Genomic DNA, 13,836 nt, shown 5'->3' with positions numbered 1-13,836 from the left:
CAGGGGTTATGCACAGTGGGCATCAGGTGTGGGCGTGCGCACTGTGGCGAGTCAGGGCTGGACCACGACCAGGGCGAACGGACCGACCTCGGTGGTGTGGAAACGGGGATCGTCGAACAGCGACGCCGGGAAGGTCACCGTGTAGCGGCGGACGTTCGGGTCGTTCGGGTAGACGTCCTCGGCCAGGCGCAGCGTGTAGGAGTCGCCGCTGCGGCGGAAAAGGAACGCGTCCGGGGCGCGCCACGGGCTGTGGGCCAGGGCGTCGTGGAGTTCGGCCGGGGACTTCGACGTCGACCAGCGCTTGATCTCGGCGGCGCGGGCGGCGAACTCGGACAGCGGGTTGGCGTAATGCACGGTCAGGGCCTGGAAACCGTAGTACGGGTAGATCGACAGGAAGCTGGTGTCGGCGGTCAGCACGACGGTGTGGTCGCGCGGCTTGCCGGTCGCGGCCAGCAGCGCCGCGTCGATGTCGCGGTAGTACGACACCGCGGACGGGCTGCGCTTGTCGGCGCGCTGACCGTTGCCGTCGGTATCGGTGTAGGCGGTGTCGATCTCGGCGGTCAGCACGGCCGGGATGTCCTGTGCGAAGGCCACGACCCCGAGCACCGCGACCACCACCGCGGCCACACGGAACCGGGCCGGCTCGCCGAACGCCCGATACACGCCCCGGGCACCCTCGGCCAGACCGAAGACACCGGCCGCGGCCAGCAGCACCTGCAGCAGCGGCTCGAGCCGGAACGACAGCAGCGTCATGCCGCCCGCGGTCACCGTCATCGACAGCAGCGACCACAGGTAGATCGCCACCACAGCGATCCCCAGCCCCTGCGCCCGCCGCGAATCGGCGGCACGGTAGATCAGCCAGACGGTTCCGGCCAGGCACAGGATCGCGAGCAGCGGATGATCGAAATCGGCCATCGGGAAGGCCAGCCGGGAACCGGTTTCCGGCAGATAGTGCAGCGCCGCGCTGCCGCCGGAGGAGTGCGCGGTCAGCGCCTTCGCCAGGTACGGACCCCACGACAGCAGCGCGATCGACCCGGCGACCGCACCGATCACGATGAGCCGCAACAGGATCGGCCACACCAGCGCGAGCGCGCCCGGCGCCGGATCGGCCCGGTGCCGGTGCCGCAACAGTGCGATCCAGGCGACCAGCGCCATCAGGCAGACGGTGAACACCGCGTCGAAGAAGTACAGGGTGTAGAAGATCGAAGCGAGCCCGAGGAACAGCCCGGTCCCCAGTGCCGCGGCCCAGCCACCCGCGGATTCCGTTGTGGCGCTGGGATCCTGGCCGGGCCGGCGCAGCAGCGGCCCGCCGATCCCGAACCGCTCCGGCCGGTACAGCGCACCCCAGGCCAGCACCGCGACCGGCGGGAACAGGATGTTGAGCACCGCGCTGTAGGCCTCCGGCGAGCCGAAGGCCACCAGCACCACGGTGGTCACGAGGGTTACCGCGATCGCGTAGTCGGCGCGAACCAGCTTGGACCACAACACATGTGCCAGCACAGCGGCCACCGCGATCGAGACGATCGCGTACGGCTTGAACGCTTCCCAGCCCGGCATCCCCAGCAGGTGCGCGACCCGGCCACCGACCCAGAACCAGCCGGCCGGGTAGTACGGCGGCAGGTCGGCATAGGTCATATCGTGCAGCGCGGGACTGTCGGTGAACCGGGTCAGGTATTCGGTGCGGAACTCCTGATCCACCGAGATACCCAGCAGATACAGCTTGGTGGCCGCCAGCGGCATCCCCAGGCTGACCGTCACGAAGCCCGAGATCCCTGCCCAGGCAAGCAGTTTCGCGAGCCACGGGCTGCGCCGCGCCCGGACCAGCAGCGCCGCGACGACCACCGCCGCGATCGTTCCCACCTGCCCGACCGTGGTCAGTGCCCGAGTCACGTTGGACGCGTTGAACGCCGGCCAATGCACGGTGGAGAAGGCCTTCAGGCCGACGGCCCCCACGACCACGGCCACGAGTGCGGCGACCACCGCCTCCGATACCGCCCCGCCAACCTGCCGCATCCCAACTCGCACGCCGCCGCCTCCGGTTCTCTTGTCACCAGCCCGGTGAGCCGTGGGCCAGCCTACAAGCCGCGACCGGGCGGGCCCGCCGCGAACGGACGGCGAAACTCCCGGCCGAGGGTGAGTTCGAGCCGTCGTACGACGCCGTAGCCGGTGACCTCTGCCCAGCCGACCTCCCGGCAGGCAGGACAACGGGCTGTCCGCGTCGAGCAGCCGGAAACATAATCGGCGCGGGTTGCGGATCGGCCGCGACACGACCGCGAGGAGTGACCGATGACCGAAAGCGCCGGGACCGATGTGTTCTCGGGAAAGACCGCGGTGATCACCGGCGCCTCCGCCGGGATCGGCGCCGGATTCGCCCGGCACGCGGCCGCCACGGGCATGCGTCTCGTGCTCGCCGACATCGCCGAAGAGCGATTGACAGCGCTGGCCGACGAGCTGAGCGCGGCGGGCGCCGAAGTCGAGGCGGTGCGCACCGACGTCTCCGATCCGGCGTCGGTCGAGCAGCTCGCCGAACGGACCGTAGCCCGGTTCGGCAGCGTCGACATGCTGATCAACAACGCCGGGATCATGGCGATGGGCTGGTCCTGGGACATTCCGGCCGAGCGCTGGGACGCGATGCTGCGGATCAATATCGGCGGCTACGTGAACGGCCTGCGCGCTTTCGTTCCCCGGATGCTCGCGCAGGGCACCCCGGGCTGGATCTTGCAGGTGTCCTCGATCGGCGGCCTGTTCCCGAGTCCGTTGATGGCGCCGTACAGCGTGACCAAATTCGGCACCCTCGCACTCGCCGAATCGCTGCACTACGAACTGGCGATGCGGCAGGCGCCGATCCAGGTCTCGGTGGTGCTGCCCGATTCGGTGCAGAGCGACATCTTCACCGCGGCCAAACGCGGCGAGGGCACGCTGCCCGAGGCCCAGCAGTTCAACGACGCCCTGCAACAGCGCTCGGAGACCATCGGAATCACCGCGGACGAGCACGCTCACCGAGTGTTCGAACAGGTAGCGGCGGGCCGCTACTGGGTCACGCCCCAGCCCGAGGCGATCGATCAGGGGGTCGTGCCGCGCGCCGAGATGATCCGGGCGCGGGCGACGCCGGTGCTGGACCTGCCGTCGTGAGACAGCGCGGCGCCCGGGAGTGACTCGCGGCACCGACAGATACCATCCATAGCCGTGCCTGCTGCCGCTACCGCCGTACTGAATCGGTCGACCGAAACGACCACTTCACCGGGCAACTTTCGAATCGCCCGGTGGGTCGCGCTGATCGCGGGCCTACTCGGTGCACTGTTCGCGATCGCGACCCCGTTCCTGCCGGTGGTGCAGACCACCTCGGCGCTGAACTGGCCACAGCACGGCCGGGTCGGCAACGTCGAGGCACCGCTGATGAGCCAGGTGCCGGTCGACCTGCACGCGACCATCCCGTGCTCGCTGGTGTCCGCGCTGCCGAACGGCGGCATGCTGCTGGAAACCGCCCCGCCGCTGGGTGATCGGGCCTCGCTGGAAGGCCTGTTCGTCCGGGTGTCCGACTCGAGCGTCGACGTGCTCAACCGCAACGCGGTGGTCACCTCGGCGTCCCGGGACGCGCTCGCGGGCTGCACGTCGATCGTCATCGACTCGGATGTGAACCGGACGACGGCGACCTTCGAGAACCTCACCACTCAGGTCGAGAAGCCGATTACCGACGGCCCGGCCGGTGCCACCGAGACCGTCACCGTGCCGGTCACCGGCACCCAGGAGGGCGACCTGCGGCCGCAGGTGGTCGGTGTCTTCTCCGATCTGACCGGCGCCGCACCGGCGGGCCTGCAGTTCCACATGACCATCGACTCCCGGTTCACCTCGAACCCGTCGCTGCTCAAGTGGTCCGCGATGGGCGGCGCGATCGTGTTCACGCTGATCGCGCTGGTCGCGCTCGGCAAGCTCGACAGCGCGGACGGACGCGGCCGCCGCCGCATGCTGCCCACCCGCTGGCTGCGCCCGACCTGGGCCGACGCGGCCGTGCTGGGCACGCTGGGGGTGTGGCATTTCGTCGGCGCCAACACCTCCGACGACGGCTACATCCTCACCATGGTCCGGGTGGCGCCGCACGCCGGCTATCTGGCCAACTACTTCCGCTGGTACGGCGTGCCGGAGGCCCCGTTCGGCTGGTACTACGAGGTCATCGCCGCGTTCGCGCACTTCTCCACCGCGAGTCCGTGGGTCCGGATCCCCGCGCTGGCCTGTGGCGTGCTGACCTGGCTGGTGATCAGCCGGGAGGTGCTGCCGCGGCTGGGCCGGGGCGCGCACCGCGGCACCGGTGACCGCAGCGGGAACCGCACGGTCGGCACGGTCGCGCTGTGGACCGGTGGCCTGGTGTTCCTGGCGTTCTGGCTGCCCTACGACAACGGCCTGCGCTCGGAGTCGGTGGTGGCGCTGGGCGCGATCCTGACCTGGGTGTCGATGGAACGCGCGATCGCCACGTCCCGGTTGCTGCCCGCCGCGGCGTCGGTCCTGCTGGCCGCGCTGACCCTGGCCGCGGCGCCGACCGGCCTGATGTGTGTGGCGATCCTGCTGGCCGCGATCCGGCCACTGGTCGCGATCATCGTGCGCCGGCATCGCGAGCAGGCCCGGGTAGCGGGCAGCGGCTGGGCGTCCACACTGTGGGGTTCCACGCTGCCGCTGCTGGCGCCGATCGCGGCCGCCGGATTCCTGGTGCTCACCATCGTCTACGGGTCGCAAACGTTCGCCGGGATCCAGGAGGCCGACAAGGTCCGCAAGCTGACCGGCCCGAACCTGGCCTGGTACGAGGACTACCTGCGCTACTACTACCTGTTCGTCAACACCGTCGACGGTTCGCTCTCGCGCCGCTTCGCGTTCCTGGTGATGATCCTGTGCCTGGGCACGACCACACTGATCCTGTTGCGCCGCAAGCAGATTCCCGGCCTGGCCAGCGGCCCGACCTGGCGCCTCATCGGCGCGGTCTGCGGAACCATCTTCTTCATGATGTTCAACCCGACGAAGTGGACCCACCACTTCGGCGCGTACGCGGGCATCGCCGGCGCCCTGGCCGCCGCCACCGCCGTGGCCGTCTCGACCACGGCGCTACGCTCCCGCCGCAACCGCGCGGTGTTCCTCGCGGCGCTGATGTTCGTTCTCGCCCTGTCGTTCTCGGGCATCAACGGCTACTGGTACGTGTCCAGCTACGGCGTGCCGTGGTTCGACAAGACCGTGGTCCTGCACGGCCTGCAGTCCAACACGCTGATGCTGGTGCTGTTCGGCCTCGCCCTGGCCCTGGTCTGCTGGTACTCGCTGCGCGCCGACTATCTGCCCGACGAGCAGCCGGGTAAGGCCAAGCGGCTCAACCGGTTCGCCGCGATGCCGCTGACCGTGGTGGTCGGGCTGATCGTGCTGTTCGAGGTGGCGTCCCTGGTCAAGGGTGCCTACACCCAGTACCCCGCCTACTCGCTGACCCGCGGGAATCTCGATGCGGTGCAAGGCAAACCGTGCGGGCTCGCCAACGACGTTCTGGTGGAAGCGGATCCGAACGCGGGCCGGCTCACCCCGATCGTCGACCCGGCACACCCGCCGAAGAACGACGACCCGCTGTCCGGCGCCGACCCGGTCGGCTTCGACCCGAACGGCGTGCCGGACAGCCTGAAAGCGGACTCGGTGGAGGTCAAACCGGGCACCGGCAACACCTCCAGCCAGTCGGTCGGCGCCAACTTCGCCGAGGGCCAGTCCGCCGGCACCGGCGGCGGCCGCACCACCGAGCCCGGGATCAACGGCAGCACCGTCGCCCTCCCGTTCGGCCTCGACCCGCACACCACGCCGATCATGGGCAGCTACCAGAGCGGGGTGCAGCAGAACGCGCACCTCACCTCCAGCTGGTACCAGCTGCCGCCGCGCTCGGACGACGCACCGCTGGTGGTGATCTCGGCCGCCGGCCGGATCCTGTCCTTCGACATGACCGGGACCCTGCAGTACGGCCAGGACCTGCATCTCGAGTACGGCAAACGCCAGCCCGACGGCACGGTGACCACCGAGGGCACCTACGTGCCGCGCGACATCGGCCCGGCACCGTCCTGGCGGAACCTGCGGATCCCGCTGGCCGAACTCGCCCCCGACGCCGACACCGTCCGCATCGTCGCCAATCGCAACGTGCTCATCGGTGACCAGTGGCTGGCGTTCACCCCGCCGCGGGTGCCCAAGCTGCAGACCCTGGACTCGTACCTGGGCCACACCCAGCCGATCCTGCTGGACTGGGCCGTCGGCCTGCAGTTCCCGTGCCAGCAGCCGTTCCTGCACCGCAACGGTGTCGCGGACATGCCCAACTTCCGGATCAAGCCGGACCGCCCGCTCGCGGTCAGCTCCACCGACACCTGGCAGGCGGAGGAGTTCGGTGGTCCGCTCGGCTTCGCCGACATGCTGGCGGACTCGACCACGGTCCCGACCTACCTGAAGGACAACTGGGCGCGCGACTGGGGATCGCTGGAGCAATACAAGCGCTACTTCCCGAACGCGGACCGCACGCCGGTGCTCGACACCGGGGAGGCGACCCGTTCCGGACTGTGGACGCCGGGCCCGATGCACCTGTACTGAGCGATCCCGACCCGAACGCCGAGGCGGCGCACCGATCCGATCGGTGCGCCGCCTCGTTCGTTGTCATCCGGTCTGGAACCGGGTCGGCCGGACTGCCGTTTCCGGCCACTGACCGGCCTGGATCGTGTCAACGGCCCTGAACCGTCGGCATCTGTTCCGGCTCTGCGATCAGTCGATACGGGCGAACCATTGGTAGACCGGCAGGCTGCCCTCGTCGGTATCAGCCCAGCGTGGGGTCACCTTGAATCGTTCGTAGCCGCCGTTGAAATGGATGCGCAGTTCCACCCCCGGCGGAGTGATCGGCACAATACGCTGGGGCAGGTCGGCCGGCCCGCCCTCCAGGACAGCCATCGGTGAGCTACTCATAGCATGAGACTCTCACACCGGGCACGGTCGCGAGTCCAACTGTCGCAACCGTGCCGATAGGTGTCGTTCACACGTTGTTACCGTGTCGCAGCCGGGTCCCCGGCGGGCCCTACAGCGGCAGCAGATGGTGCTTGCGCGGCGGCTTGTGCACCTTCTTGTCGCGCAACAGATGCAGCGCCCGCCGCAGCTCCAGCCGGGTCGCCGACGGCTCGATCACCGCGTCGATGAAGCCGCGCTCGGCCGCCATCCACGGCGTGGCCACATTGGCGTTGTAGAAGTCGATCATCTGCTGGCGGACCGCGGCCCGCTGCTCTTCCGGCGTCGCCGCGATCTGCTTGCCGAACATCAGGCCTACCGCGCTCTCCGCGCCCATGACCGCGATCCGGGCCGTCGGCCAGGCCAGGTACACGTCGGCACCCAGCGCCTTGGACCCCATTACGGCCCAGCCGCCGCCGTACGCCTTGCGGACCACGATGGTCACCTTCGGCACCGACGCCTCCACGAAGGAGAACAGGAACCGGCCACCCCGCTTGATGACGCCGATCTTCTCCTGCTCCACACCCGGCAGGAACCCGGGTGTGTCGACGACCAGCACCAGCGGGATCTCGAACGCGTCGCACATGCGGATGAAGTGCGCCGCCTTGTCCGAGGCCGCGGCGTCCAACGCGCCGGCCAGGTACATCGGCTGGTTGGCGACCACGCCGACCGGACGGCCGTCGACCCGCGCGAACCCGATGATCACATTGCGGGCGGTGTCGGAACCGATCTCGTGGAAGTTGCCGTCGTCGAAGATGCGCAGCAGCACCTCGTGCATGTCGTAGCTGGCGTTGTCGGAGTTCGGCACCAGATCGTCGAGCTCGAGGTCGGAGGCGGTGACCTCCGGCTCCAGCCCCGGGTTGATGATCGGCGGCTCCTCCTGGCAGCTCGACGGCAGGTAGCTCAGGTATTCGCGCACCCACTCGAACGCGGCGGCCTCGTCGGGCGCGACATGGTGGATGTTGCCGTAACCGGCCTGGCTGCGCGCGCCGCCGAGCTCCTCGAGGCTGACGTCCTCACCGGTGACCTCGCGAATCACCTTGGGCCCGGTGACGAACATGTGCGCGGCCTCGGTGGCGACCACGACGTCGGTGTTGATCGGCGCGTACACCGCGCCACCGGCGCAGTTGCCGAGCACCAGCGAAATCTGCGGCACCGCACCGGACAACGGCTCCTGGCGGCGGCCCAGCTCGCCGTACCAGTGCAGCGAGGTGACCGCCTCCTGCACGCGCGCGCCCCCGGAGTCGTTGATGCCGACCACGGGACAGCCCATCTTGCAGGCGAAGTCGAGGATCGCGGCCACCTTGCGGCCGAACATCTCGCCGACCGTTCCGCCGTACACGGTCTGGTCGTGGGAGTAGACAGCCACCGGGCGGCCGTCGATCAGGCCGTGGCCGGTCACCACGCCGTCGCCGTAGAGCGCGTCCTTCTCTCCTGGATTGCGAACCAGCGCACCGATTTCCACGAAGGAGCCGGGGTCGAGCAGCGAGTTGATCCGGTCGCGGGCCGAGGGCAGGCCCTTACGTGTCCGCTTCTCGATTCCCGCCGCGCCCGCCGGTTCCTTGGCGACGTCTAGCCGCTGTCGCAGATCCGCGAGCTTGTCGGCTGTCGAACTCACTGCTTCTCCTTCCTGGGACGGACCGCGGCCGGTCGGGCCGCGGTCCGTCGAGCCGGGGTCAGGCCTGCGCTCGAGCGGCGATCTCCCCCAGCTTCCGGGTGAGATCCGCACCGACGGTGGCGATCCGCGGCTCGTCGACGATTTGCAGGTGGTCACCGGGAATGTGGATGACCTCGAGGTCCGGGATGTATTCCGACCAGCCACCATTGGGGGCACGGTCGGCGAATCGCGGCTCCAGCTCCATCAATCCGTCGTGATACTTGTCGGCAAGATACAGTACGGTCTTGCCGTCGTAGTGCGACAGCTGGACCTTCTGCAGCTCACGGCCCTCGATCCACGAGGTGCGCTGATGTTCCAGCACTCCCGCCGGGATCTTGGCGCCGGCGAATTCCAGCAGCTGGAAGACGATCTTGATCTGCTCCTCGTCGGACGCCGCGGCCAGCTCCTCGAGCTGCTCCTCGTCCAGCTCACCGTCGAAGCCGTAGGTGGTCTTGGCGAACGCCTGGTACCGGCGCATCCGCTCCACCCGCTCTTCGGCGGTATTGCTCTCCGGCTCCGACGGCATGGCCAGATCGATCAGGCCGACCAGCTCCACCTCGACGCCCTCGGCCCGCATGATCTGCGCGCACTGCAGCGCGAACACCGCACCCAGCGACCAGCCGTAGAACACGTAGGGCCCCTCGGGCTGGATCTTGCGGATCTCCGGAATGTACTGCCGCGCACGCTCTTCGATCGAACCCTCGACCCGCTCGAAGCCGTACATCGGGGTGTCGGCCGGCAACCGTCGCAACAGCGGCTCGTATACCAGCGTGTTGCCACCCGACGGGTGGAACACGAATACCGGTGTGGCCGTGGACCCTTCGGTCCGCGCCCGCAGGGTGCGGACGAAACCGTCCAGGCCGCCGTTGTCGTCCTGGTGGATGCGCACCACGTCCGACATCTGCTCGATGGTCGTGCAGGCCCGCAGCTCCTCGACCGTGATGTCGGCGTCCACCCGCTCCGACAACCGTTGTGCCAGTGCGGTCATGGTGGCGTCGTCCAGCACCGGCAGGGTGTGGAAGATGCCGCCCGCCGCCTTGCCGGTAACCGTCGCCCAGGCGGCGTAGGTGAGTCGCTCGGCACCGTCACGTGGCGGAACGGCGACCACATCCTCGACCGGGACTTCTTGCGTCACAGCCGGTTCCGGAGCGGCTGCGGCGATCTTCTCCTGCACCACGGCAATCGGGTCGGCACCCGACTCGGCCGCCGCCCGGGCCGCCTCGATGAACTCGTCGTCGAGCTTCAGCCCGCCACCACCGGCGGCCTGCTGCTCGGCCATCGCGGCCATTTCGTCGCGGTGCTCGATGGCGTACTCCAGCACCTTGGCCACCTCGGTGAGGCTGGCGTCGCGGACCGCGGCGATCTGCAACTGCGGGATGTCGAACTCGTACTCGACGCGGTTCTTGATCCGCATCGCCATCAGCGAGTCCAGACCCAGCTCCATCAGCGGGATCTCCATGGGCAGATCCTCGACCGCGTAACCCATCGACTCGGCGGTGATCAGCTTCAACCGGTCCACCACGGACTCACCGCTGCCGGCGACCCAGCGCTCGCCCGCGTTCGCGGGCGCCGCGGCGTCCCGCACCGGCTCGGCCGCCACCGGCGCCGCGGCGATAGCGGCGGGACGCGCCGCAGACGTCACGGCCAGTTCACCGCCCGCGGTCACCACCGCGTCGAACAACAGCCGGAAACCGTTGTCCTGCTTGGCATGTACCTGCACCGACGCACCACCGGGGTGCGGGGTCAGCATCGTGGTGAGAGTGCCCGACGCCGGGAGCTCACCGTAGGTGGCGGTCGCACCGAGCACCACATCCGAGAGCACCGACGCGGCGGCCGCGGTGACCTGCGACGCCAGATCGGTGACGCGGTGCGCCTCGACCTCCCAGGCATGCCGGCCGTCGGGCAGCGGCACATGCGTACCCGGCATCCGCCGGTTGCCGACCCCGAATCCCATGCTCGCCTTCAGCCAGTGCTCCTTGCGCAGGAACGCGGTGCGCGGGATGTCGGCATAGGTGTCACCGGCGGGCACCAGCGACACCAGGTCCACCTCGTGGCCGTGCACGTAGAGCTGAGCCAGTGCGGCGATCACACCGGCGGACTCGTCCTCCTTGCGCTTGAGGGTGTAGATCAACGCCGCGTTATGTGCCCCCGCCGCATAGGTGGTGCCCAGAACCTGCATGAGCGACACCGAATTCGGCGCCAGCTCCAGGAACGTGGTGATCCCGTTGTCCACCGCGCGACGCACCGCGTTGGTGAAGTACACCGAGTGCCGCAGGTTCGTGACCCAGTAGTCCACATCGTGGATCGGGCCGTCGCCGGCGCGGAAGACGCCGTCCTTGATCACGGTCGAGTACAGGTCGGTGGCCAGCGTGGTCGGTTCGATACCGGCCAGCTCGGCGGCCAGTTCGCCCAGCAGCGGGTCCATCTGCGAGGTGTGGCCGGCGCCCTTGGCCTGCAGCACCCGGGCGAACTTGCCCTGCGCCTCGACCGCGTCCACGATCGCCTGCACCTGCTCCTCGGGGCCACCGATCACCGTGTTGGTCGGCGCGGCGTACACCGCGACCTCGATGCCCGGGTAGTCCGGCAGCATGGCGGTGACGTCGTCGGCCGACAGCTCGACCAGCGCCATCCGGCGCACGTCGTCGTCGGTGAGCATCTCCTCGCCCTCGGCCATCAACCGGCCGCGCGCGCAGATCAGCCGGACCGCGTCCTCCAGGCTCAGACCGCCCGCGACATAGGCCTCGGCGGCCTCACCGAGCGAATGACCCACGACCGCTTCGGGTTCCGCGCCGTGCGCACGCAGCAGCGCGGCCAGGCCGACCTGGACGGTGAAGATACCGATCTGCGCCCAGCCCGACGTCCAGTCCTGCTCGTCGTCGAGGATGCGCTCGCGCGGCGAGAACCCGGCCTCGAATTCGACCAGCTCGTCGACCTGGTCGACGGCGCGAGCGAAGATCGTGTTCTCCAGGTACAGCTGCTTGGCCATCTTGCGGTGCTGCGCACCGAAACCGGAGAACACCCACATCGCGCCGTGCGACGCCGGAGAGTCGGCGGTGAACACACCGGGCTGCGGCTTACCGGCGGCGATGGCGCGCAGACCGGCGATCGCCTCCGCGTGGGTGGTGGCCAGCACGACGCCGCGCGAGCGGCCGTGGTTGCGCTTGGCCAGCGCCCGCGCCACATCGACCAGCGGAGTCGCCTGTCCCGCTTCGGTTTCCAGCCAGTCGGCCAGATCCGCGGCGGCACGCTTGCGGCGCGAGGGCAGATAGGCCGACACCGGCAGGATCACCGGCAGCGGTTCGGTGCGGGCGTCGGTCCACTCCGCGACCGGGGCCGTGGCCGCGAGTTCCGGTTCGGCCGTGTCGGTTTCGCCCGCGTCGGCGGCGGCCAGGATCGCCTCGGCGTCCGCGACCACACCGGTGTTCTCGTTGTCGAGCGCTTCCTCGAGCGGCTTGGCCGTCACGGCCGGCGCGGCGGCCGACGACACGTATTCCTGCACCACGATGTGGGCGTTCGTGCCACCGAACCCGAACCCGGACACACCGATCGTGGCCTTGCCGCTGTAGCGCGGGAATTCGGTCGGCTGGTCGACGACCTGCAGCCGCGCGGTGTCCCACGGAATGTACGGGTTACCACCGGCGAAGCCGAGGTTCGGCGGAATCACGTTGTGCTGCAACGACATGACCACCTTGGCCAGGCTCGCGGCACCCGCCGCGGCCTCCAGGTGACCGAAGTTCGTCTTGACCGAGCCGAGCAGGGCCGGCTTCTCCGGCGCCCGGCCGCGGCCGACGACCCGGGCCAGCGCGTCCGCCTCGATCGGGTCGCCGATCGGCGTACCGGTGCCGTGCGCCTCGATGTAGTCGACCTGGGTCGGCGCGAACCGCGCGTCCCGGTAGGCCGCCCGCAGGCAGTCGGCCTGCGCGGCCGGGTTGGGGGCGAGGATGCCGTTCGAGCGGCCGTCGTTGTTGACCGCGGAACCCTTGATCACCGCGAGAATCGAGTCACCGTCGCGCTCGGCGTCGACCAGGCGCTTGAGCACCACCAGGCCACCACCCTCGGACCGGACCATGCCGTCGGCATCCGAGGAGAACGCCTTGATGTGACCGTCCTTGGCGACCCCGCCGTTGGTGTCGAAACCGATTGTGGCAGCCGGCGACAGCAGCATGTTGGTGCCACCGGCCAGGGCCAGGTCGGTCTCACCGTTGCGCAGACCGCGCACCGCGTCGTGCACGGCGACCAGGGTCGACGAGCACGCGGTGTCGATGGACTGCGACGGCCCGTGGAAGTCGAAGAAATACGACACCCGGTTGGCGATGATCGACGAGACGCTGCCCATGATGCCGTACGCGTCGGCCGACGCCGGGGTCCCCGGATCGGTGTTGCCGGCGCCCAGCATGGCGATCAGCGAGAAATCGGTTGCGGTCGAACCGATGTAGACGCCGACCTGCTCGCCCTTGAGGGTGTTGGCGGGAATCCGGGCGTGCTCGAGCGCCTCCCAGGTCAGCTCCAGCGCCAGCCGCTGCTGCGGGTCCATACGCTCGACCTCGATCGGCGACAGCGCGAAGAACTCCGCGTCGAAGTTCTTGATCTGCTCCTGAGTGAGGTAGCCGCCCTTGGTGTTCGCCTCGGCGATCTGCTGGTCCAGGATCGGCTGCCCGGCGAACTCCGACCAGCGGCCCTCCGGCAGGTCGCTGATGCCGTCACCGCGGTTGATCAGGAAGTCCCAGGTCGAATCCGGGGTCTCGCCGGCGCCCGGGAACCGGGTCGCCAGACCGATGATCGCGATGTCGTGCGCTTCGTTCGGCGAGTAGGCCGCCGCGGTGTAGGTGATGTCGGCGGGCGCCTCGAGCTCCTCGGGCACACCACCCGCGGCGATCACCTCGGCCAGTGAGGAGATGGTCGGGTGCTGGTACACGACGGTCGGTGTGAGGGTGACGCCGGTGAGTTCCTCGATGTCACCGCCGAGGGCGAGCGCGTCCCGCGAGGCCAGACCGAACTCTTCCATCGGCCGGTCCACGGTGATGTTGTCGACCGGCTGTCCGGTCGCTTGCGCGACCCAGTTCCGCAGCCACTCCCGCAGCTCGGCGACCGACAGCTCGGTCCCCTGGCGGTTGTCGTCGGTGACCGCCACGTCAGGGGCGGTCTCGTTCGTCTGGGTGCCCTCGTTTTCAGCCATCAATTCCTCAAGC

Annotated in this window: 6 protein-coding genes; 2 read left to right on the top strand and 4 right to left on the bottom strand. The window is 69.3% G+C overall.

Going from position 1 to position 13,836, the window contains the following annotated elements:
* Positions 1 to 51: 51 nt before the first annotated feature.
* Positions 52 to 2,013: a galactan 5-O-arabinofuranosyltransferase gene (locus EBN03_RS07325; protein WP_122187140.1), complete on the bottom strand. Its 1,962-nt coding sequence runs from the start codon at positions 2,011 to 2,013 to the stop codon at positions 52 to 54.
* A gap of 273 nt (positions 2,014 to 2,286) precedes the next feature.
* Between EBN03_RS07325 and EBN03_RS07320 the strand changes: the two genes are divergently transcribed.
* Both EBN03_RS07320 and EBN03_RS07315 read left to right on the top strand, forming a co-directional pair.
* Positions 2,287 to 3,132: an SDR family NAD(P)-dependent oxidoreductase gene (locus EBN03_RS07320; protein ID WP_122187139.1), complete on the top strand. Its 846-nt coding sequence runs from the start codon at positions 2,287 to 2,289 to the stop codon at positions 3,130 to 3,132.
* 54 nt (positions 3,133 to 3,186) lie between these two features.
* Positions 3,187 to 6,588 carry an arabinosyltransferase domain-containing protein gene (locus EBN03_RS07315; RefSeq protein WP_122187138.1) on the top strand — a complete coding sequence of 1,134 codons (3,402 nt, stop codon included), beginning with the start codon at positions 3,187 to 3,189 and terminating at the stop codon, positions 6,586 to 6,588.
* Between the two features lie 168 nt (positions 6,589 to 6,756).
* Here the strand turns inward: EBN03_RS07315 and EBN03_RS07310 are convergent, their stop codons facing one another.
* The 3 genes from EBN03_RS07310 to pks13 form a co-directional block, all read right to left on the bottom strand.
* A complete protein-coding gene (locus tag EBN03_RS07310) occupies positions 6,757 to 6,954 on the bottom strand; it encodes a DUF5988 family protein (RefSeq protein ID WP_122187137.1) in 198 nt (65 codons plus the stop codon).
* 109 nt (positions 6,955 to 7,063) lie between these two features.
* Positions 7,064 to 8,608 (bottom strand): acyl-CoA carboxylase subunit beta, encoded by a 1,545-nt coding sequence (locus EBN03_RS07305; RefSeq protein WP_122187136.1) that lies wholly within the window; start codon positions 8,606 to 8,608, stop codon positions 7,064 to 7,066.
* Between the two features lie 58 nt (positions 8,609 to 8,666).
* The gene (gene pks13, locus EBN03_RS07300) at positions 8,667 to 13,823 is read right to left on the bottom strand and encodes a polyketide synthase Pks13 (protein ID WP_122187135.1); all 5,157 of its coding nucleotides are present in this window, start codon (positions 13,821 to 13,823) and stop codon (positions 8,667 to 8,669) included.
* Positions 13,824 to 13,836: the final 13 nt, after the last annotated feature.

The organism is Nocardia stercoris, assembly GCF_003696265.1.
In the GTDB taxonomy this organism is placed as follows: domain Bacteria; phylum Actinomycetota; class Actinomycetes; order Mycobacteriales; family Mycobacteriaceae; genus Nocardia; species Nocardia stercoris.
This window is presented reverse-complemented; position numbering and strand designations above follow the sequence as displayed.

Bases quoted from the DNA above. Each gene is read 5' to 3' on its own strand.
- EBN03_RS07325 (WP_122187140.1), bottom strand. From the start codon at position 2,013: ATGCGGCAGGTTGGCGGGGCGGTATCGGAGGCGGTGGTCGCCGCACTC.
- EBN03_RS07320 (WP_122187139.1), top strand. From the start codon at position 2,287: ATGACCGAAAGCGCCGGGACCGATGTGTTCTCGGGAAAGACCGCGGTG.
- EBN03_RS07310 (WP_122187137.1), bottom strand. From the start codon at position 6,954: ATGAGTAGCTCACCGATGGCTGTCCTGGAGGGCGGGCCGGCCGACCTG.
- pks13 (WP_122187135.1), bottom strand. From the start codon at position 13,823: ATGGCTGAAAACGAGGGCACCCAGACGAACGAGACCGCCCCTGACGTG.